The sequence below is a fragment of the Lentzea waywayandensis genome (assembly GCF_900115955.1).
Classification (GTDB): Bacteria; Actinomycetota; Actinomycetes; order Mycobacteriales; family Pseudonocardiaceae; genus Lentzea; species Lentzea waywayandensis.
Genome location: NZ_FOYL01000001.1, coordinates 99664 through 119416, shown reverse-complemented (window position 1 = coordinate 119416; position 19753 = coordinate 99664). Strand labels below are relative to the sequence as shown.

20 protein-coding genes and 1 pseudogene are annotated in these 19753 nt (G+C 67.3%); 12 read left to right on the top strand and 9 right to left on the bottom strand.

The genetic code is table 11. The annotated features are described in order from the left end of the window. Positions 1 to 107 precede the first annotated feature (107 nt). The 8 genes and pseudogenes from BM417_RS00575 to BM417_RS00540 all read left to right on the top strand — a co-directional run. Positions 108 to 1325, top strand: a complete 1218-nt coding sequence (locus BM417_RS00575) for a cytochrome P450 (RefSeq protein WP_093587750.1) — start codon at positions 108 to 110, stop codon at positions 1323 to 1325. Next, positions 1322 to 1930, top strand: coding sequence for a hypothetical protein (locus BM417_RS00570; RefSeq protein ID WP_093587749.1), 609 nt, complete (start codon positions 1322 to 1324; stop codon positions 1928 to 1930). The genes BM417_RS00575 and BM417_RS00570 overlap by 4 nt, the downstream gene beginning before the upstream one ends. A 4-nt stretch (positions 1931 to 1934) precedes the next feature. After that, the gene (locus BM417_RS00565; protein ID WP_093587748.1) at positions 1935 to 3128 is read left to right on the top strand and encodes an ABC1 kinase family protein; all 1194 of its coding nucleotides are present in this window, start codon (positions 1935 to 1937) and stop codon (positions 3126 to 3128) included. A 63-nt stretch (positions 3129 to 3191) separates the two neighbouring features. Further along, a complete protein-coding gene (locus tag BM417_RS00560) occupies positions 3192 to 3845 on the top strand; it encodes a winged helix-turn-helix transcriptional regulator (protein ID WP_093587747.1) in 654 nt (217 codons plus the stop codon). Between the two features lie 83 nt (positions 3846 to 3928). Further along, positions 3929 to 4480, top strand: a complete 552-nt coding sequence (locus tag BM417_RS00555) for a hypothetical protein (RefSeq protein ID WP_093587746.1) — start codon at positions 3929 to 3931, stop codon at positions 4478 to 4480. Position 4481: 1 nt separating this feature from the next. Continuing rightward, positions 4482 to 5006 (top strand): DUF6239 family natural product biosynthesis protein, encoded by a 525-nt coding sequence (locus BM417_RS00550; RefSeq protein ID WP_093587745.1) that lies wholly within the window; start codon positions 4482 to 4484, stop codon positions 5004 to 5006. 129 nt (positions 5007 to 5135) lie between these two features. Further along, positions 5136 to 6200 (top strand): cobalamin-independent methionine synthase II family protein, encoded by a 1065-nt coding sequence (locus BM417_RS00545; RefSeq protein ID WP_093587744.1) that lies wholly within the window; start codon positions 5136 to 5138, stop codon positions 6198 to 6200. A gap of 257 nt (positions 6201 to 6457) precedes the next feature. After that, a pseudogene (locus BM417_RS00540) lies at positions 6458 to 7213 on the top strand (IS630 family transposase); the annotation flags it as partial. A gap of 96 nt (positions 7214 to 7309) precedes the next feature. Here BM417_RS00540 and BM417_RS00535 read toward each other — a convergent pair. The 6 genes from BM417_RS00535 to BM417_RS00510 all read right to left on the bottom strand — a co-directional run bounded on the left by BM417_RS00535 (position 7310) and on the right by BM417_RS00510 (position 13244). Further along, positions 7310 to 9166 carry an AAA family ATPase gene (locus BM417_RS00535; protein ID WP_093587742.1) on the bottom strand — a complete coding sequence of 619 codons (1857 nt, stop codon included), beginning with the start codon at positions 9164 to 9166 and terminating at the stop codon, positions 7310 to 7312. 311 nt (positions 9167 to 9477) lie between these two features. Then, the gene (locus BM417_RS00530) at positions 9478 to 10446 is read right to left on the bottom strand and encodes an S-4TM family putative pore-forming effector (protein ID WP_093587741.1); all 969 of its coding nucleotides are present in this window, start codon (positions 10444 to 10446) and stop codon (positions 9478 to 9480) included. Beyond that, entirely contained in the window at positions 10443 to 11309 is an 867-nt protein-coding gene (locus tag BM417_RS00525) for a CBASS oligonucleotide cyclase (RefSeq protein ID WP_093587740.1), read from the bottom strand. Before BM417_RS00525 ends, BM417_RS00530 begins: the two co-directional genes overlap by 4 nt. A gap of 15 nt (positions 11310 to 11324) precedes the next feature. Then, on the bottom strand, positions 11325 to 11828 hold the full coding sequence (locus BM417_RS00520) for a hypothetical protein (protein ID WP_093587739.1): 504 nt from the start codon (positions 11826 to 11828) through the stop codon (positions 11325 to 11327). Further along, positions 11825 to 12304, bottom strand: a complete 480-nt coding sequence (locus tag BM417_RS00515; protein WP_093587738.1) for a hypothetical protein — start codon at positions 12302 to 12304, stop codon at positions 11825 to 11827. The genes BM417_RS00520 and BM417_RS00515 overlap by 4 nt, the downstream gene beginning before the upstream one ends. Positions 12305 to 12314: 10 nt before the next feature. Next, positions 12315 to 13244 carry an AAA family ATPase gene (locus tag BM417_RS00510; RefSeq protein WP_245821587.1) on the bottom strand — a complete coding sequence of 310 codons (930 nt, stop codon included), beginning with the start codon at positions 13242 to 13244 and terminating at the stop codon, positions 12315 to 12317. A 177-nt stretch (positions 13245 to 13421) separates the two neighbouring features. On the opposite strand from BM417_RS00510, the gene BM417_RS00505 reads away from it, so the two are divergent. Further along, the gene (locus BM417_RS00505; protein WP_093587737.1) at positions 13422 to 14537 is read left to right on the top strand and encodes a helix-turn-helix domain-containing protein; all 1116 of its coding nucleotides are present in this window, start codon (positions 13422 to 13424) and stop codon (positions 14535 to 14537) included. A gap of 407 nt (positions 14538 to 14944) precedes the next feature. Here BM417_RS00505 and BM417_RS00500 read toward each other — a convergent pair whose 3' ends face one another. Further along, complete coding sequence (locus BM417_RS00500) at positions 14945 to 16333, bottom strand: KamA family radical SAM protein (protein WP_093587736.1); 1389 nt, start codon at positions 16331 to 16333, stop codon at positions 14945 to 14947. 130 nt (positions 16334 to 16463) lie between these two features. Here BM417_RS00500 and BM417_RS00495 point away from each other — a divergent pair, with 130 nt between their 5' ends. Genes BM417_RS00495 through BM417_RS00485 form a run of 3 tightly spaced genes read left to right on the top strand, consistent with a single transcriptional unit; the run spans position 16464 to position 18751 of the window. After that, the gene (locus BM417_RS00495; RefSeq protein ID WP_093587735.1) at positions 16464 to 16928 is read left to right on the top strand and encodes an FxsA family protein; all 465 of its coding nucleotides are present in this window, start codon (positions 16464 to 16466) and stop codon (positions 16926 to 16928) included. Beyond that, positions 16925 to 17485 carry a GNAT family N-acetyltransferase gene (locus BM417_RS00490; protein WP_093587734.1) on the top strand — a complete coding sequence of 187 codons (561 nt, stop codon included), beginning with the start codon at positions 16925 to 16927 and terminating at the stop codon, positions 17483 to 17485. Before BM417_RS00495 ends, BM417_RS00490 begins: the two co-directional genes overlap by 4 nt. After that, a complete protein-coding gene (locus tag BM417_RS00485; RefSeq protein WP_093587733.1) occupies positions 17486 to 18751 on the top strand; it encodes a tetratricopeptide repeat protein in 1266 nt (421 codons plus the stop codon). On the opposite strand, the gene BM417_RS00480 is transcribed toward BM417_RS00485, so the two are convergent. Both BM417_RS00480 and BM417_RS00475 read right to left on the bottom strand, forming a co-directional pair. Then, positions 18748 to 19218, bottom strand: coding sequence for a hypothetical protein (locus tag BM417_RS00480; RefSeq protein WP_093587732.1), 471 nt, complete (start codon positions 19216 to 19218; stop codon positions 18748 to 18750). The two genes, BM417_RS00485 and BM417_RS00480, sit on opposite strands and share 4 nt — an antisense overlap. Before the next feature lie 112 nt (positions 19219 to 19330). Beyond that, on the bottom strand, positions 19331 to 19726 hold the full coding sequence (locus tag BM417_RS00475) for an SsgA family sporulation/cell division regulator (RefSeq protein WP_093587731.1): 396 nt from the start codon (positions 19724 to 19726) through the stop codon (positions 19331 to 19333). Between the last annotated feature and the right edge of the window lie 27 nt (positions 19727 to 19753).

Below are 19753 nucleotides of genomic sequence, written 5' to 3'. Positions count from 1 at the left end.
GCTGATTGAAGTGAGACAAGGAAAGAGCTGGCCATGAGAACGCCCTCTCGTTGACTCAGTATATGAAAAATAAGTAATCTTGCGTCCTCCGGACAGAGGAGTTCGCGATGACCCAGCTCGCTGGACATCCGATCCCGGTCGCGTGCTTCGATCCCTCGGCCCCCGAGGTCCAGCGCGATCCGTACCCCTACTACCACTGGCTGCTGCGGAACGACCCCGTCCACCGCGGCGTGAACGGCATCTGGTTCGTGTCGCGCTACGACGACGTGCGAGCTGTTCTCGGTGAGGACCGCCTTGTGCGGCAAGGAATCCGGGACTTCTGGTCACAGCTCGTCGGGCCTGGTCCGCTGAGCGGCATCCTGAGCAGGACGCTGCTTTTCCAGGACGAACCGGACCACAGCCGGTTGCGGTCGCTCATCATGCCCGCGTTCGCGCCCCGCGCGCTCCGGTCACTGGTGCCGCGGATCGACCGGCTCGTCGACGAGCTGGTCGACCCGTCCGCGGGGGAGCTCGACGTCATCAACGACGTCGCGTATCCGTTGGCACTGGGCGTGATCTCGGCCGTGCTCGGTCTTCCCGCGAAGGACAGGGACCTCATCCGCGCGTGGTCGTTGCGCATCGGACCCACCCTCGACCTCGCGGCCGGGCAGGGAGAGATCGCCGACGGCCAGGCCGCGATGACCGAGCTGACCGACTACCTGACGGACCTGATCCGGGTGAGCCGGAGTTCCGGCGACCTGCTCGGCATCCTGTGCGCGGACGGCTCCGCCAGCCGCGAGGAGGTGATCGCCATGGTGGTCACGCTGATCTTCGCGGGACACGAGACCGTGACCAACCAGATCGGCAACGGGGTGCTGGCGCTGGCGCGGCATCCCGCCCAGCTCAGCCTGTTGCGCGCACTGCCGGACCTGATTCCGGACGCGGTGGAGGAGATGCTGCGCTTCGACTCGTCCGTCCAGTCCAACAGCCGGCAGCTCGTGGACGACCTTGAACTACGAGGAAGAACGTTGCGGCGCGGCGAGCTCGTGGTCGCGCTCATGGGCGCCGCGAACCGGGACCCGGAGCGGTTCGCCGAACCGGATCGGTTCGACGTCACCAGGACCGGGGTGCATCCGCTGTCGTTCGGCAGCGGGATGCGGCACTGCGTCGGCGCGGTGCTCGCGCGGCTCGAGCTCGCCGCGGTGTTCCGCGCCCTGGTGAGGTTGCCCGGCTGGGCCCTGACGAGGAACCCCGAAGAACTCCAGTACCAGCGCAGCACGATGTTCCGCGGCGTGCTGACGCTCCCGATCGCCTTCACGGCGCAGAACTCCAGGAGCACACCATGACCGTCGACGCCGCGCCCGACCGCTCCGATCCGCTGGTCGTGCCGAACAGCCAGCACCACGTGGGACTCAGCATCCGAGGTCAGCTCACCGTGCTCTTCTCCGACGGCGAGACGCTGGACTGCGCGGACGTCAAGGGCCTGAGCGCGGTGCGCAGCGCCCAGGAGTTCACCGTCCTGCCCGACGGACGGCCGCAGATCGCCGTCACCCGGCTGATGACGCACTTTCACTCCAACGAGACGGGGCTGCTGATCCAGCAGAACCCCGCCCGCCCCAACCTCGGGATCCTCACCGGGCTGCGTCCGGGGGGAGCGGAGGCGCTGCTGCCAGCGGACGTCGTCTTCGAGCAGTACCTGATCATCAGCCTGCGCGGGCACCTGTACCTGAACCTCGACCCGCTGGTCATGGAGGCCAAGGCGATCACCACGTTCCCGCCTGTGGGCAACACCTTCCTGTCCCGCACGCCGACGACGTTCTACGACGTGACGGAACTGGAGGGCGGCCTGTACGCCACCGAGGCCGGCTCCGCGAAGCCACGGCTCGCGCTGGCGTCGACGAGCGTGTGCGGCAGCCACGTCACGCACGAGATCGACGTTCCGACGGACTGATCCTGTGCGCGCGGCGGTCGTCCTGAGGGCCTTCGAGGTCCTGGTGGTGTTGGCGGGCACCGGTGTCCGGGCGGTGTTCTCGCGCAGGCGGGCGGACCTGCTGACGGACGCCGTCGTACGTCTCGGGCCGACGTTCCTCAAGGTGGCGCAGCTGCTCGGCACACGGGTGGACGTCGTGCCGCTGGAGGTGTGCCGTGCGCTGGCCCGCGTGTACGACGACCTGCCCTCGGTGCCGGTTTCCGAGGCACGGCAGCGGTTTCCCTCCCGGTTGCGCGCCGACCTCGTCGGCGTGACGCCCGCTGCGGCCGGCAGCATCGCGTGCGTCTACCGGGGCGAGCTGCGGGACGGCCGCCACGTCGCGATCAAGGTCCGCCGGCCGGGCATCGGCCGGGTCGTCGCGCGCGATCTCGCGCTGCTCGGCTCGGTGGCGCGGCTCGCGGAGTCGTTGCGGCTGCTGGGCGGGATGCCCGTGGTGGACGTCGTCGGCGAGGTCGCGGACGCGGTGCGCCAGCAGCTCGACTTCGACGCCGAGGCCGCGGCGCTTCGGGAACTGGGCGCGAACCTCGTCGCCGTGCCCGGCGTCCGGGTGCCGGAGGTGATCGAGGAGTACTGCGGGCCGGGTGTGCTCGTCATGGAGCACCTGCCGGGGTTGCGTGACGGGACGGTGTCCTCGGAGGCGAAGCGCGTCGCGACGCTCACCGCACTGCGCGCCGTCTATCAGATGATCTTCCTGGACGGACTCGTCCACTGCGACCTGCATCCCGGCAACCTGTACCCGATGCCGGACGGCTCGGCGGTGATCGTCGACGCGGGCTTCTGCCGCCGGATGAGCGAGCCAGGCCGACGGGCGTTCGTCGGCTTCTTCTACCGGATGACCCGTGGCGACGGCGCCGCCTGCGCGGACGTCGTGCTGGCCACGGCCACCGCCACCGCGCGGTCGGACCCCGAGGGGTTCCGCACCGAGATGATCCGGCTCGTCGAGTCCGCGACGCGCGACTCGGTCGCGGACTTCGACCTGGTGCCGTTCACCGTCCGGCTCTTCGCGCTCCAGCGCGAGCACGGGCTCGCCGCGGATCCGGCTTTCGTGTTCCCGATCCTGTCGCTCGTCGTGCTGGAGGGCACGTTGCGGGAGGTGTGCGCGGACGTCGACTTCCAGACGGAGGCGCTGCCGTTCGTGTTGCGCGGCATGATGACCTGAACGGCGGGTCCGCTGTGGACCGTTCAACTCGGTGTTAGAATTGATAGCGAGTTGGGCGGTGGGATGGCTTCGGCGAAACGTGACTACGGCCAGTTCTGCGGGCTTGCCGCCGCGCTGAACGTCATCGGCGAGCGCTGGACGCTGCTGGTGCTGCGCGAGCTCCTGATCGGCCCCGCCCGCTTCACCGAGCTGGCCGACAACCTGCCCGGCGCCGGGCCGAACCTCCTGTCGGACCGCCTGCGCACGCTGGCGGAGCACGGCGTCATCGAGCAGTCGTCCGTGGAGGGCGACGGACGGGCGCGGCAGTACCACCTGACGGACCTCGGCGAGGAGCTTCGCGAGCCGGTGCTGGCGATGGCGAACTGGGGGCTGGGTTTCCTCCGCGAGGAGGACCGTTCCGGTGCGGTCAGGGCGGAGTGGGGTTTCCTCGCGGTCCAGTCGATGATCGTCGAGTCCGCGATCCCGGACGTCGACGAGGTCTACGAGTTCCAGGTCGGCGACGAACCGTTCGTGATCGAGGTGAGCGGCGGCGCCGTCGCGTTCGGCCGCGGTCATGCCGAGCGGCCCGACCTGACCGTCGAATGCGACGCCGACACGTTCGTGAGGGTCGGTGCCCGGATGTTGTCGCCGTTCGAGGCGATCGCGACCGGAGACGTGCGCATCAAGGGCAAAGCCGAGTCGGTGCGCCGCTGCATTCTCATGCTGGGGCTGAACTGATCCGCGCAATCTGGGAGAAGGGGCGAGTTCCGCCCTGTCGGTAACGTCCGGCCCACTCTTGGCTTCCCGGACGGAGCTGACACATGACTACTCATGCCGGGGCGTGGTCTGCGCCTGGTTCACTCAACGAACGCTGGCATCGGCTCGCGCTCAACCTCTTCATGTTCGTGGTGCTCGCGCACTGGGCGGAACACATCGTGCAGGCGATACAGGTATTCGTGCTCGGCTGGCCACGCCCGCAGGCCGGTGGTGTGCTCGGTCTCTGGATCCCGTGGCTGGTGACGTCGGAATGGATGCACTACGGCTACGCCGTCATCATGCTCGTGGGCTTCTTCGCACTGGCGCCCGGATTCGCCGGGCGGGCGAAGAAATGGTGGAAAATCGCGTTGTGGATCCAGTTCTGGCACCACTTCGAGCATCTGCTCCTGCTCCTGCAGGCGATCACCGGCCGTAACCTGCTCGGGTACCCGCAGCCGGTCAGCATCCTGCAACTGGTGCTGCCGCGCGTCGAGCTGCACCTGTTCTACAACCTGATCGTGTTCGTCCCGATGGTGGTCGCCGTCTACTTCCACCTGCGTCCCTCGCGGGAGGACCGGGCCGAGATGCGCTGCACCTGCGCGGCCGGCCCGGCCTGAGATGCACGACCACGGCTCGACGGTGCCCGTGCTCGCCGGGCCGGTGTTGCTCTACCTGATGCTCTACTTCTCGGTTCCGGCGGTGGCGGGCTTCGCGCTGATGCGGATCACCACGCCACCGCCGCGCCGGGCGGACGCGCTCCTGGTGACCGGAGCGTCCACCACGGCGTTCCTGGTGGCCATGCTGGTCGTTCCCGCGTTCGGGCTGCCGCCGCAGGCGACCGTGCTCCTGCTCGCCGCGGACATCGTGCCGTTCGTCATCTGGTGGCGAGCACCGCACCTCCTCGTTCGGGTGGCAGTGGTCGCGCCGTGGCTCGTGGCCGCCTCCACCGTGACCGGACTGCTCCGCGTACCGGCCGACCTGCCCGGCGCTTTCACCGCCGCACTGACCGCCGTGTCCTGGCTGACCTTCTGCGTGCCGCGGTCACGGCCGGGCAGGATCGCGCTGCGGGTGACGGCCGGAACGCTCGCGCTGGCGGTGGTCGCCATCACCGCGAAAGTCGCCTCCGCCGGTGGCTGGCAGTAGTCACCGACCGGCAGTTTGCTCCTCCACCCGAGTGGACACCATCGCGCACCGATGCTTTTCCATGATCGCGCTGCTAACTTCGGTCGAAATTTCCGAATTGCCCGGCGCGTCGTTCTCTCAGGGGGAGTCTTGACTATTCCAACCGAGCCGATCGGAAGCATTCCCCGTCCCGCCGAGCTCATCGGGGCGTTGTCCGAGTTCGCCGCCGGCCGGCTCGGCCAGGCGGAACTGGACGCGGTGACCGAAAGGGCGCTCGCCGACACCCTCACCCGGTTCGAGCACACCGGCTCGCCCGTTGTCACCGACGGCGAACAGACCAAGTCGAGTTTCGCCACCTATCCGCTCGACGGGGCCACATCACTCGGTTCCGATGGCGCCGTCATTCCGTTCGCCGATGGGCATTCCCGCCAGTTGCCGGTGCTGACGGGCGGACCGTTCCGGTACGCGTCGTTCGCCGAGAAGTATTTCCAGGAAGCGGGCAGGCACACCGCCCTGCCGGTCAAGCAGGCCGTGATCGCGCCGTCCGCGCTGAGCCTGCTGTACCCCTCGGACGGGCTGGCGGACTACCCGCGCGAGCAGTTCATCGCCGATCTCGTGGACCAGAGCGAGGCGGACATCCGCCGGTGCCTCGACGCGGGCGCGGCCTCGGTGCAGCTCGACTTCACCGAGGGCAGGCTGTCGCTCAAGCTCGACCCGAGCCGCGGCTTGCTGCGGTCGTTCGTCGACCTCAACAACCAGGTGCTGGACCGATTCTCCGCACAGGAGCGCGAGCGCATCGGCGTCCACACCTGCCCCGGCGGCGACCAGGACTCGACCCACAGCCTCGACGTCGACTACGCCGAACTGCTGCCCGACCTGTTCGGCCTGCACGCGGGCCGCTTCTACCTCCAACTAGCCAGCGAACCGGACCGGCGGCGGGTCCTGCAGATCATCCGCGAGCACGCGCCCGCCGGCGCGCAGGTGTTCGTCGGCGTGATCGACCCCATCGACCCCCGCGTGGAGACCCCGGAGGAGGTGCGTGACCGCGTGCTGGAGGCGGCCGAGTTCATCCCCGCCGACCGGCTCGGCACGTGCGACGACTGCGGCTTCTCCCCGTTCGCCGACGACACGTCGACCTCGCGGGACACCGCGTTCGCGAAGATCGCCGCTCGGGTCGAGGGCACGGCGCTGGCGAGGGCCGTTCTCGGGGTGTGAGCGAGGTTCCGGCGCCGGCGCGTCAGGAACGCACGGGACCCCACGACCTTGTGGAATCCCAGGACCCCGCACTTGTCGGTGAGCTGTTGTGTTTGTGCGTCAACGTCTTGAGAGCCCGCTCGTGATCGCGGCGTCACGACTGCTGCTCTTCGTCTTCGAGTCGTTGGTGTTGCGGCACAAGGTATTGGCAGGGTGCGCGTCCCGATCGTCCAGTGTCCTGAGTCGTTAGTTCGTGTGCAGGCGTAGGGTTCGGTGGCATGCCGAACCCGAGGCTGCCCGAGTTGACGCTGTTTGAGGACGAGGCGGGCGTGTTGCGGGGCTGGACGCGGCGTCGGAAGACGGCGCAGGCGTTGGCGTTGCGGGCGCGGATCGTGTTGCGGTGCGCTAAAGGCCGCTCGAACAGTGAGATCGCCGCGGAGCTGGGATCCAGCGGGCAACGGTGGCGAATTGGCGTTCGCGGTTCGTGGCCGGCCGGCTGGACGGGTGCTCGACGAGGCGCGTCCGGAGCGTCCGCGCACGATCTCCGATGACCAGGTCGTCGCGGCGATCACCGCGACGCTGGAGTCGACGCCGGCGAACGCGACGCACTGGTCGACGCGGTCGATGGCCGCGGAGTCCGGGTTGACCCAGACCGCGGTGACACGGATCTGGAACGCGTTCGGTCTGCAGCCGCATCGCCGTGAGGCGTGGAAGTTGTCCAGGGATCCGTTGTTCGTGGACAAGGTCAAGGACGTGGTCGGGCTCTACCTCGCCCCGCCGGAGCGGGCGGTGGTGTTGTGCGTGGACGAGAAGAGTCAGATCCAGGCACTGAACCGCACCGCCTCGATCCTGCCCGGCACGCCGCATACGACTACACCCGGCACGGCACTTCGAGTCTGTGTGCCGCGCCGGACATCACCACCGGCAAGGTCATCGGCCGGCTGCACGCGCGACACCGCGCGATCGAGTTCAAGAAGTTCTTGATCGCCATCGACAACGAGGTACCAGCGAACCTGGCCGTGCATCTGGTGGTCGGATTACCTGCACGCAGGCCTGCTGGTGCCGGGGACAAGGCGGTGCTGATCGGCGTACGCGGTGGATTCGCGTTTCGTGCGCGGTCCTGCAGGCCACTACAGAAGCCCGTTGAGCCGGACGAACAGCGCCTGGAAGCTCAGGCGGGAGGGCTCGTCAACCTCGTCGGGAAGCGTGCCGGGCGAGCGTATGAGGTGGTTTGCCGGTTGGTAGTGGTCGTAGCGGTGACCGAGGACGGCCTCCACCTGCTTGACGATTCGCCCGCCACCGCTGAGCTGGGACGGCGTGAAGGTGCCCACCCCGGACTCCTTCAGCAGCTTCAGGTACCAGTCGACCTCGAAGAGGTCCTCGATGTCGGCTTCGCCGGTGCCGGTCACCTCGGTCAGGTGGACCAGTCGCTTCGTGTCAATGAGGCCCTTGGACGCCAGCTGGGCGATGCGCTGGTTGCCGTTGGCCGCGACGTCCATCAGCACAGCCACGTTCAGGTTGCTGCCGCCCAGCAGGGACACGAAAGCCGGCACCTTGTCGAGCCCGCCGACGGGCGTGATCGTCCACTGCGGGGCGAGGGGTGTGCCTCCGGCTTGCCGGACGACCTCGCTCATCACGGTCAGGTACACAACGTCTGACGGGCCCTCGACGAGCAGTTGGTGCGGGCTAATGACGAGCGTCTGCGTCATGTCAACACCGATGGCGCCGAGCAGGGGGAAGACCGTGTCGGCCCGGGCAGCCCACACGTTGTCACTCACCTTCGTGCCCTCATCGCCGGCATCCTCGACGGTGCGGCACCGATCGAGCTTGTTCTTTTGGATCATGAACAAGGAGTGGGTGGTATAGATGACCTGGTGGTGGGGCGCCAGCCGGTCTTCGATGTAGCGCAGCAGGTCGTCCTGAGCCTTCGCGTGGAGATTCAGTCCCGGCTCGTCGAGCAGGATGATCCTGCGCGCCGTGCCCGAGCCGAACTCGGAGAAGGCCGCGAGGAACGAGAAGAACCACAGGAAGCCCTTCGACCGCCCTTCGACCGGCAGGGTCACGCGATGCCGCTGGTTCTTGATCCGGACGTGCAGCCACGGCTCGCGGTGCGGTGGGTTCTGCGGGTTTGGCCTGAACTCGATGTCGAGCTCGACGGTCAGGTCCGGGTTCTGGGTCCAGTACTCGAGCAGCTGGTCGGTAAGCTCATTGGCTGCGGCCTCGAGGGCGGCCTTACGGCTCTCGTAGGACTCCTCAGTGAACTCGGCGGTGTCCACCCCGGCGAGACGCAGGAGTGAGAGCGCAGTGCGTTCCTCGGGACGCAGGTCGCGTTCGGGGACTTGCTGCAGCCGGTTGATCGAGACGCTGCCCGGCAGCACGTTGTACTCGTCGAAGTACTGGAACTGGGGCATTCGTGCTTCGATCAGGCCCCAAGCCTCCTCCTCGAGCGTTCGACCGCCGAGGTTATCGGCCACGGTCACGGCTGCCTCGGCAGCGGTGTCCGCGCGAAGAGCGTCAACAAGTTCCGTGATGGTGGTCGCCGCCGCGTAGGGACTGGGATCGAGGCCCGCTTTGGCGACTAGGTGGCGTGCCGCCGCCAGTTCGTCGAAGAAGGCGATGCGGTACAGCTTGGGGTCATTGTACTTGCGGTACAAGGTGATTTGGTCACTAGTCAGCGCTTCAGGCCCGAGAACCTTGGTGACTGCCGTGACATCGTCCGCGTCGAGCTGGAAGGTCATCTTGACGGGCTGGGTCGTGGCGATCTTGTCCTTGTCGCGCGACCGGTAGCGCCGAGGGTAGTCCCGCAGGTCCTCGAACGTGGTGATGTGTCCGCTCGACAACGGGTTGAGGCGGTACAAGGCCTCGAGCACGGCGGTCTTGCCGGACTCGTTCTTACCAACAAGAGCGGTGACGTCGCCGTTCAGCGTGAACTCGGTTGAGTCCGTGGCGCTCTTGAAGGTGGCGACGCGGGCAGACAACAGGTGCATCGATGTGTTCTCCCTGATGCGGTATCGACGATGCTGCCCCGAACAGCGGAGGCAACGCTACGCCTCTGCCTCTCTCGCGTCCGCCAATTTTTGCGCGTGTCGTGAGCCGTTTCCGCCGTCCGACAACGGAAACCACCCAGCTGCATGATCTCGATGCGGGCCCAACCAGAGCTCGGTCCATACGACCTGACGAGAAATCCTTGGCTCCGGTGGGACGGGGTGTCGGATTCACCTTGCGGGCGCACAACCTCGGACTGGCGATCGGCGGGGCGGTCGGACGTGGGCGTCGCTAGGGGCGCCAGCCCTACGTGCTATGTAGGTGGAGTCGTATGTTCAGCGAGTCGGACACGGTGGCCTTCGGCTGTGTCGCCGAAGTCCCGCTCGTCGTCGTCACGAAAGCGCTTGTAGAACCACTCGGGTACTCGGGTGGGTTCGAGGCGTGTGCGGAACACGCCGTCCTGCACGTCGCGGGCAACGCCGCGCAGGCGGTGCCACTCGTCCTCGGGGATGGGGCCGGGGCGCGCGTTGCGCAATTCGGCGAGAACGACCTTTCCCAGGTGTTCGCGTTCGTCGGCTACCTTGCGCTGTCCGGACCAGATCTCGTACGCGATCTGAAACGCGGCGAGCGAGGGGACGAAGAAGCTGAGCAGCGTGTCCAAGAGGGTGACGTTCGGGACGATGAGACAGATGACCACACCGAGGACGATCCAGGCGGCCGACACCCCGGCCACAAAACGGCTGTAGCGCCGACGTAGCCGCGCGTCCCAGGCAAGGTTCTGTTCCTGTGAAATGAAGACGTCGTAGGGATGATGGACCCCGGCGGTGGGGTCGTACCAGCCACCGGTGATACGGCCGTCCTTCTCGCCACCAACCGGGAGTTTGCGTGCGAGTAGACGAACGTCCTGCTCGGGGATGCGGTCACTGGCCACAGTGGACCGCCACGGCAGATCGAACAGTGCGGTGTCGAACATCTCCTGGAGAATCGCGCCCTCCTTGGCTGTGCGCGCGGCTTTGCTTTTGAGCCACAACGCGGACAAGAGGAACGAGGCCACCCCGACGACGGACATGATCGCCCGGCCGTGACCGATCAGGGTGACCAGGACGCCACCGAGGGCGATGATGATCGGCGCATTGACTCGGGTGGCTTCGAGGCGTTGTCCTACAACGTGGCTTGCCGCCGCCGCTCGCTGCACGAGCACCATGTCGTCGTCGAGCTGACGCTCGTGGATCGCGCGCGGCGGCACGCCCCGGAAACCCCCGGCGTTGGTGGTGAAGTTCACGGCCTGGTCATCCTGTTCCCGAACAGCTTCTTCCACTCGTTGTAGGCGGCGCGTTCCTCACCGTCGTCCTCCAGATCGACCGCTTGTTCGGCGAGGGCGCGAGCCCCGTCGAGCGCAGTGGCCGCGGCGATCTTCTGGCTGGTGGTCATGACGCCGTTGACGTCGCCGCCCAGCCCGGCCGGATCCGGCCACTCGTCGTGGATGCGTTCCGCGGCGGTGGCCAGGAAAAGCACGATCTCGTCCTGATACCTGCCGAACGGCGTCTTCACGAGGGACATGGCCATGACCTCGAGCAAGAACGAGGGCGACACCGGCTCGCCGAGCTCGCGGTTGATGCCCTTGATCATCTTCACCAACGGTACGTACTTGCCGTCGCAGTCGGCGTTCTTGGCAATGCTGAGCTCGTGGTGGACCTTGGGGTTGGTCGCGATCCAGCTCCCGGCGGAGGGGTCCGGAATGAAGTAGCCACCGTCCTTGCGCTTGAAGGCGGGAACCACGTCGACCGACATGACCTCGTCGTTGGGGCCGTAGGGGATCACGACCGCCATCCCGTCCTGCGTTGCGGCGTCCCACTTTTCCCGCAGGAGCTTCTCCAGGGCGTCGATGACCTGGTTGGGGCTTTGGTTTCGGTAGCCGGCCTGTGCGCCGTCTGCGTCCAGGACGACGAAGATGTCGATGTCCTTGAGCTTCTTCGTCTTCGTGTCGCGGCGGTAGCTGCCGGTCAGGAAGTCGTCGGCGAGGTCCCAATGCGACCTGACGAAGTCGCGGATGGACACGTGGCGGGAGGCCGCCTGCTCCTGCTCGGTCGGGGTGATCTCGAGGTTGTGCTTGAGGTTGGCGAAGGCGTCGTCGACGTATCCCATGTCCGTGTCCTGGTCTCAGTTGGAGAGGTAACGCATGCCGGCTGAGGCGTGCGGTGCCGCGCCGAGGGTGCCGAACGCGATACTGCGCAGCCCCTCGGTGCCGGCGAGTGCTCCGGTACCCCAGCCCGGTTGGGGTGTGCGGGGCCTTTGGAAGGTGCAGAAGAGCTGGAAGGTGGTGCCTGCCGGAACGCGGTCGATCTTGGCCAGGAACCGGGCCAGACGTGCTCGGGAGGCGGTGAACTCGCCGTCGCCGTCCCCGGAGGCGCGGTAGGACACCGGGAACTCGATCACCGGTTTCACCGCGCCTGACGGCCGGTGGCACTCGACCACGACGGAGGCGAGGGACTCTTCGACGACCCACGCCTTGATGGCGTTCTCGGTGATCACCCAGTCGCGCTCCAGGCTGGCGGTGCTGATCCCGAGGTCCGCGAGGATGTCCGAGATCGTGCCGAGAATGACGTCGGTCAGGTGGGTCGCGGTGTGCGTGCGGGTGTGGCTGTAGGTGTGGGCGGAGGTCATCGCTGCTGCACCGCCCGTCGCAGGGCTTCGCGATCGATCAGAGGTCCGGTGCTCGCGGACTTGGTTTCCGCGGTCGGCGGGGCCTCGTCAGACAGCCGGGCGTGGGTGTTGGCCGCCGCCTTCACCTGTTCCTGCAGTGGGCTCGGCGAGGGCAGGTAGATCATGAAGCTGCCGGCACCTGCCGCACCCGGAACGGGGTTGAGGTTCTCCTGCAGGGTCAATGCCGCCGTGTCCGACACTGTCGTGATCTCGCAGTGCACCTTGCCCGCGACCAGCGTGACCGGGTGCCGCCGCAGGTGTCCTCCCGCGATGAGCTTGCGGCCGATCTGCTCGGCAGCGGCCATCGCCTGCGAGGCTTCTTCGCGCAACAGTTCCGAGGACTGCGCAACGGTGTCCGTCACGAGGTCCGTGATCACGGTCCAGGTGGCGCTGGCGCTGCGTACCGGAGCTGCCGCGATTTCCCTAGTCCGGCGCATTGGCCACCTCCTACTTGGTGGTTTCCGCGACCGCGTTGCGGACCGCGAGTGACAGGTCGTGTTCGGTGAGGCTCTCGGGGTCGAGGACGGTTTCCAGCCGTTGGGCCATGGCCTCGAAGACCGCTTTGCGAGCGCGTCGGCCGTCCAGCCCCCGAGCGGCTTCGGCGATGCGGCCGATTGCGGGGGAGGCCGCCAGTTCTCCGAGGCGTGGATAGGCGTCCACGAGGGCGAGCAGCGTCCCGGCGAGGATTTCCCGCAGCGCCTCCGGCTCGGGCAGTGGGACGAGGATCGCCGCGTCGGACCGCGAGAGGAACGCGTCGTCGAGCGCCGAGGTGAAGTTGCTGGTGGCGACGAAGAACAGGTGCGGGTGCGCGACGGCGTTGTGATCCAGTGCCGTGAGCACGGCATCGGTGGCGCGGTGGACGTCGGCCGGGTTGGCCGACAGCGATGCCGCGGATCGGGCGACCGCCATCGACTCGACCTCGTCCAGGATCACCACGGTCGGCATGCCGTCCTCGGCGAGGCCGGGCACGTACTCGCCGAGGAGTTCGCTGACCCGCTGCTGTGACTGTCCGTGCTCCGCGCTCATGAGGCCGTGCGGGTTGATCTCGATCCTTCGGGCCTTGCGTCCTGGAACGTAGCGGGCGACCTGCGCCGGAAGGCCGCGCGCGAGGGTCGTCTTGCCGGTGCCGGGCGGGCCGTACAGCGTGCACAGCCCGTGCAGGGCGGTCACTGTGAACGGGAGCGAAGGGCGGACCAGCAACGACAGCAGGGTCTGGTTGCGGAGCCGCTCCTTGACGCTCGCCGGCGTCACGATGGCGTCCCACAACTCGCCCTCGGTCGAGTCGGCATCGACCACCTCGTCCGACAGCACGCACTCCTGAACCTTCAACCTCGACTCCATCCGCCAGGTGGGGGTGTCCACCTCAGTTTCGAACACGATCTTCCGTAATTCCGGTAGCGTACACATGTGTTGATTCGGAAGATGTGGCGCACCTCATCGGGCGTGTCGGCGGCAGACCGACTCGTCAGTAGCCAAGGTGTGCCTAAGATGCGGCGGAGTGATCAAGATCTGGCACGTCCGCCCCACTAGGGCGCACTGACGCGGAGACCAAATGTGAGCGACCGGCAACTGGACTCGGGTGACATCGCGGCCCTGTTCGACAGGGCGAGGCTGCGGCTCGCACGCGAACTCCGGGGGCTGAGTCAGGTACAGCTGGCCAAGGAGGCCGGTTCGGTCACGTCGGCCTCGATCAGTCAGTTCGAGAACGGTCACACGAAACCTGCGTCGTCGACCATGCAGCGGCTCGCGGTTGTGCTGCGGGTGCCCCCGGCCTTCTTCGCGGCTCCGGCTCGCCCTCCGGCGCAGGAAGAGATCAACGGGTACTTCCGCAGTCTCAGATCCACCTCTCCCAAGGACCGTCAGCAAGCGCTGGCTCACGTTCATCTCGCGCGGGAGTTGACGCTCGAACTCGAGAAGTACGTCCGGTTGCCGGAGCTCAATGTGCCGAGCTTTCCCGCGACGGAAGATCAGCCTTTCAGCAGTGCCGATGTCGTGCAGGCCGCGGCGCGGCTGCGCAGCTACTGGAACGTGCCGCGGGGCCCGGTTCCGGACGTGGTGAGGTTGCTGGAGCAGAACGGCGTGGTCGTCGCCCGATTCCGCGTCAGCATCGAAAAAGTCGACGCTTTCTGCGTCGCTTTCCCGGACCGGCCAGTAGTGGCACTCGGGGCGGACAAGGGTCTACGCGATCGTTCACGGTTCGACGCAGCCCATGAACTAGGTCATCTGGTTCTGCATGGCAGCAGCGGTCAGATAGGTGATAAAGCGACTGAGTCAGAGGCTAACGACTTTGCCGCCGCTTTTCTCATGCCGGCTGAAGACATAGCGCATGAGTTGCCAGCTCGCCTTGACTGGCCGACGTTACTTCGTCTAAAAGCCAAATGGCACGTGTCGCTGGCCGCTCTCCTGGTCAGGGCGAAAACGCTCGGCGTTATGGGTGATCACACCTACGCGCAGGCTTGGAAAGCCTTGTCGGTACGAGGGTGGCGGAAGGTGGAGCCAGGTCCTCTGGGGGCCCCGGAAGCTCCGGTCCTGCTGCAACGCGCCATCGAAGTAATGGAGACGGCCGGGGTCTCGTTCGCCGAGTTCATCAGGCAGTCCGGCCTCCCGGAAGCGGATGTCCGGGCTCTGCTCAGCCGTGACATCAGCGAACGGCCGCGCGTGGAGTTCTGAGACCAGCCTCGTCTGACTCATTACAGCGAGAGTGGTCGTCCACTTGCGGGCGTGGAGTCGTCAATGTGACGACCCGACGTAGCCGGTGCGACCCACGCCTTTGTCCGAGCTTCCTCTCGGCCCATGTGGCTGACACCGGGCTGGCCTCTCCGGCGGACGGGGCCGGTCATAGCAGGGGTGATGACCCCGTCTTTGGGCGCAGGACGAGCCGTTGCGTTGGCCCTAGACCAATGGTTGACAAGGTCTGTCTACTATGGATGTAAAGCACTGTCTACTTTGGACTTACTGGGCCCCTTCTGGGCCCCTTCTCGTCGAGACTCAACGAGTCGCGATGGGTCTGAACAGGCAAAATACGCCGATGGGGCCGCCCTCGGAAGTTGCTCCGAGAACGGCCCCATCGTGACCCGTCAGGTCTGGTCGGTCCACCACTTCTGGCCGGCCTCGCCCAGCGTGGAGATCGGGTCGTAGTAGGGGTAGCGGCGGTCGAGCGCCTCCGGGTCCTCAAGCTCGATCCCGGTGCGGTAGTTCTTGGTCCAGTAGGAGATCCCGAGCTCACGGTCATATTCGGCCAGCTGGTGCACCCACCGCTTGCCCACGTACGGCACGTCGCACACGATGCGAGGCGTCGCGTACCCAGGCAGGTAGCCCATGATCGCGTGCTGCAGCTCCTGCGCCTCCCACACCGACACCCGCCAGTGCTCGGCGTTGGGGATCATGTCGCACATGTAGAAGTAGTACGGCAGGATGTTCGCTTCCCCTTGCAGCGCAAAGCAAAGGTCCAGCAGATCGTCCGAGGTGGCGTTGACGCCCTTCATCAGCACGCCCTGGTTGCGGACATCGCGCACGCCCACCTCGAGCGCGGTGCGGGCGGCCTCGGCGACGAGAGGCGTCACGGACTGTGCGTGGTTCACGTGCGTGTGGATCGCGAGGTTCACGCCGCGCCGGGACGCCGTGCGTGCGACGCGTTCCAGGCCCTCGACGACGCGTGGCTGGAGCCAGTGCTGGGGCAGGCCGGCCAGCGCTTTGGTGGCCAGGCGGACGTCGCGGACCGTTTCGATGTCCAGCAGGCGCATGAGGAACGACTCGAGTTGCGGCCACGGCACGTTCGCCACGTCGCCGCCGGAGACCACGACGTCGCGGACGCCCGGGGTCTTCTTCAGGTACTCGATCATCTGGTCCTGGCGGTCCACCGGCTTCAGGGACAGCTTGTGCTTGTCGATCAACGGCGTGGAGTTGCCGACCAGGTCCATGCGGGTGCAGTGGCCGCAGTACTGCGGGCAGGTCGAGACCATCTCGGCCAGGACCTTGGTGGGGTAGCGGTGGGTGAGGCCTTCGACGACCCACATCTCCGCCTCGTGCAGCGAGTCGCGCTGCGAGTGCGGGTGTGACGGCCAGTTGGGGTCGCGGTCGGAGGCGACCGGCAGCATGTAGCGGCGGACCGGGTCGTTCAGGAACGCCTCGGTGAAGGCGTCCGGAGACAGGTCGGCGTCGACCGCCATCGTGTTGAACATCTGCGGCGGGATCAACATCGACATCGTCGCGAACGCGCCCATGTCCGCGGACAGGTCGTCGTAGAACTTGTCGGTCAGCAGATCGCCCGCGACCTTGCGGAGCTGCTTCACGTTCTTGACGCAGTTCACCCGCTGCCACTGGGCGTCGCGCCATTGCGCCTCGGTCACGTGCGACCAGCCGGGGAAGCGTCGCCAGTCGGGTTCGACCAGCTCTCGGCGGACGTACGTGTACGGCTGGCGGTCCAGCCGCTCCAGCGCCGTGGTGGCGTCGTGCAGCGCAGTCATCCGTACTCCTCAGCGTCGAGGTCGCGTAAAGATATCCTGTCATACCGCTAGGCTGCCGTAAATATTTCAGATCAAGACCTGGTGGAGCGCTGGTCGGGAGCATTTGACGGCTGTCGTGCGTTGACCAGGCATGCCCCTTTTCGCGCTGCTGCTGCTCGGGATGTTCGCCGAGATCGCGGTCATGGTCGCCGTCGGCAACGCCATCGGCGGGCTGTGGATGATCGCCCTGCTTCTTGTCGGCACCCTCGTCGGACTGTCGCTGGTGCGCCGCCAGGGCGCGCAGACGATGGCGGCGTTCTCCGAGTCGGTGTTCAAGCGTCAGCAGCCGCACCAGGAGATGGCGGACGGCGTGCTGATCGCGGCCGCCGGCGCGTTGATCATGGTGCCGGGCTTCATCAGCGACGTGGCCGCGTTGTTCCTGCTCTTCCCGCCCACGCGGAGGCTCGTGAGCCGGCGGATCGCGCGCAAGGCGGAGGCGGCGGCGCTCAAGTTCGAGCACGAACGCCGCTTCGGCGCCGGTCAGGTCGTCGAGGGCGAAGTGATCGACGTCGACACCGACCCGGTCGTCATCACCGAACGGCGCGAGCTCAGGTGATCCGCGCGTACCGGCCGTCGGACCTGGACGCGCTGTACGACATCTGCCTCGACACCGGCAACGGTGGCCAGGGCGCGCGTCATCTGTTCGACGATCCGCGCCTGATGGGCCACGCTTACGTCGGCCCGTACGTGGCGTTCGAGCCCGACCTGGTGTTCGTGGCCGAGGACGACGAAGGGGTCTGCGGGTATGCGCTCGCGGCGTCCGACACGGAGGCCTTCGAGGATCGCTGCGACCGCGACTGGTGGCCTGACCTGCGCGTTCGCTATCCGCTGAGGCCGAACGCGAACCGGATCGTGGAGCAGATCCACCAGCCGGCCCGAGCCGACCTGATGATGATCCGGGACTATCCGGCGCACATGCACGCGAACCTGTTGCCCCGCGCGAAGGGCAAGGGGTTCGGTGGCACGCTCGTTCGCAGCGTGCTCGAACGTCTGGAGAAGGGCGTCCATGTGCACGTGCGGCACCACAACACACACGCGATCGGCTTCTGGGAGCACATCGGCTTCCGCGTGGTCGACTCCGCGGACAAGCTCGTGCTGGGGCTGCGTCTCTAGATGATGGACGGCGTCGAGGACGTGACGACGACCGAGCAACTCGCGGTGCTGCTGCGTGCGCTGCGCCGAAGACACGCGAGGTCGCAGAACGACAAGGAGCTCACGGTCCGCGAGATCGCGGCGAAGTCGGGCTACGCGGTCGGCAGGGTGTCCGAGTACCTCAGCGGCGTCACACTCCCGCCGACGGACCGGTTCGACGTGCTGATCGGGATCCTGGGTGCGACCGCGAAGGAACAGGCCGCGCTCGCCACCGCCCGCGATCGCGTCGAGGAGACCCGGCGCAGGCCCAGGACCACGGCGCCCATGCAGCTCCCGCCGGACGTGCACGGCTTCGTCGGCCGGGAGGACGTGCTGGCGGCGATCAGCGGTTCGATCGTCGTGGTGTCGGGACCGGCGGGCATCGGCAAGACCGCGCTCGCCGTCCGATGGGCGCACCGGGTGGCCGACCGGTTCCCCGACGGCGTGCTGTACCTCGAACTTCAGGACGCGGAACGACCGGCTGCGGCACTCCTGCGCGGCCTGGACGTGAACCTGCCCGACGAACCGGACGAACGCGTCTCGTTGCTGCGCACCACGTTGGCGCGGAGGCGCGTGCTGGTGGTGCTGGACAACGCCCGTGACGCCGCTCAGGTCCTGCCGCTGCTACCGGGTGCGGGCAGGTCCGCGGTCGTCGTGACGAGCAGAGACGCCATGAACGACCTGGTCGTGAAGTACGGCGCGCAACGGTTCGTGCTCGACGTCTTGCCGTGGGAAGACGTGGTGCAACTGTTGAAGAACCTCACCAAGGCGCCTGAGGACCTGCTGCGTGCGTTCCGGACGATGTGGCCGCACGCCGCCCACGTCGAGCACGGCTGCGTGGAGGTGTTCGAAGCCCTCCTGGCGGCAGCGGAACGGGAGGGCGACCACGTGATCCAGGTCCAGGCCCTCGCTCAACTGGGCGCCGCCCACAACCACGCCCGACGCTTCGCCAAGGCCCTTGACCTGCTTGAACGGGCGCGTGACCAGTACGCGGAGGTCGAGGACCACGCGGGCCGCGGCGCCGTGATGGCGAGCCTGGGCATCAGCTACGCAGGCCTGGGTCGCCACGACGAAGCGCTCGCGATCACGTACAAGGCCCTGGCCCTGCACCGGTCGATCGACGAGAAAACCGCACTACGCCGGACCCTGCTCCAACTCGGCAACCTGCACCTGGACCAGGGCAGAACGACCGAGGCCGCCCCGTTCCTCCTGGAGGCACGGGACGTCCTCGGTCAGAGTTCGCCCTAGAGAACCAGCATGCCCAGCAGGACGACCTCGTCGGACCACGCCGACGGGTGCGGCGCCGCCGTCACCTTGATCGTCGAGCCGGCCCGGTTGACCGGGAAGGCGTGAATGCTGCCGGCGGCGAGGACGTCGGCGGAGCCCACGAGCACGTTGTCGACGAACACGAAGACCGTGCCCTGGTGCTTGTTGCTGACGTTGTCGTGCACGTTCACGTGCACCGAGCTGATGTACGCCGAGGGCGTCCGGACGATGACGTTGCTGCCCGAACCGCCGCAGTGACCGCCACCGAAGCAGATGTTCGTCGAGTTCGTCCACGGCTGGCTGGGGCTCGTCGACGTGCTCCACGGAATGCTGGGCGCGTAGAACTCGGCCGAGGCCGCCGACGCCGTGCCGGACAGGCCGAGAACCAGCGCGAGCGCTCCGAACAGCGCCGCGAGTGCCGGGAACCCCCGGCGGAGGGTGGTCCGCATCCATCTCCCCTTACGTTCCGCGGTCCCGGCGACTTCCGGGACCGGGCGGAACCCTGCCCGAGCAGGTGGGGAGAAACGGCTGTTCCGGAACGTCGCGGAACGCGCCGGAACGTCAGCCGAGGAGGTCCTTCACCAGCAGTTCGAAGTCGAGGACCTCACGCCCGGCCGGCACCGCCGCGTAGGTGGAGTCCAGGAACCGCTGCAACTCGGTCGCCGACAGCTGGAACACCGCGTGCGAGTCCTCGGTGAACAGCTCCAGGAAGAGCACGTCCCCGTCGCCCGGCCGCAGCCGCACGTCCCCGAGACCGGCGGGCGACAGGATCCCGTCGGCGAGGAGTTCGCGGCCGACGAGCCAGACCGACTCCTGGTCCCGTGCGTGAAAACGCATGGTCACGGCGTGCGGATCGTCTGAGCGGTATTGGAGGTCGACGTTCATCGGTTCGACCGAGCCGTCCGGCCGAACGAACTCAACGACGGTCGCCGTGCCGACCCGGGTCTCGTTGAACATCGCCGTTCCTCCTCCGCGGTGAGGGTG

Bases quoted from the DNA above. Each gene is read 5' to 3' on its own strand.
- BM417_RS00500 (WP_093587736.1), bottom strand. From the start codon at position 16,333: ATGACTGCGCTGCACGACGCCACCACGGCGCTGGAGCGGCTGGACCGC.
- BM417_RS00555 (WP_093587746.1), top strand. From the start codon at position 3,929: ATGACTACTCATGCCGGGGCGTGGTCTGCGCCTGGTTCACTCAACGAA.
- BM417_RS00485 (WP_093587733.1), top strand. From the start codon at position 17,486: ATGATGGACGGCGTCGAGGACGTGACGACGACCGAGCAACTCGCGGTG.
- BM417_RS00520 (WP_093587739.1), bottom strand. From the start codon at position 11,828: ATGACCTCCGCCCACACCTACAGCCACACCCGCACGCACACCGCGACC.
- BM417_RS00495 (WP_093587735.1), top strand. From the start codon at position 16,464: ATGCCCCTTTTCGCGCTGCTGCTGCTCGGGATGTTCGCCGAGATCGCG.
- BM417_RS00480 (WP_093587732.1), bottom strand. From the start codon at position 19,218: ATGCGGACCACCCTCCGCCGGGGGTTCCCGGCACTCGCGGCGCTGTTC.
- BM417_RS00550 (WP_093587745.1), top strand. From the start codon at position 4,482: ATGCACGACCACGGCTCGACGGTGCCCGTGCTCGCCGGGCCGGTGTTG.
- BM417_RS00515 (WP_093587738.1), bottom strand. From the start codon at position 12,304: ATGCGCCGGACTAGGGAAATCGCGGCAGCTCCGGTACGCAGCGCCAGC.
- BM417_RS00560 (WP_093587747.1), top strand. From the start codon at position 3,192: ATGGCTTCGGCGAAACGTGACTACGGCCAGTTCTGCGGGCTTGCCGCC.
- BM417_RS00570 (WP_093587749.1), top strand. From the start codon at position 1,322: ATGACCGTCGACGCCGCGCCCGACCGCTCCGATCCGCTGGTCGTGCCG.
- BM417_RS00575 (WP_093587750.1), top strand. From the start codon at position 108: ATGACCCAGCTCGCTGGACATCCGATCCCGGTCGCGTGCTTCGATCCC.
- BM417_RS00535 (WP_093587742.1), bottom strand. From the start codon at position 9,166: ATGCACCTGTTGTCTGCCCGCGTCGCCACCTTCAAGAGCGCCACGGAC.
- BM417_RS00475 (WP_093587731.1), bottom strand. From the start codon at position 19,726: ATGTTCAACGAGACCCGGGTCGGCACGGCGACCGTCGTTGAGTTCGTT.
- BM417_RS00525 (WP_093587740.1), bottom strand. From the start codon at position 11,309: ATGGGATACGTCGACGACGCCTTCGCCAACCTCAAGCACAACCTCGAG.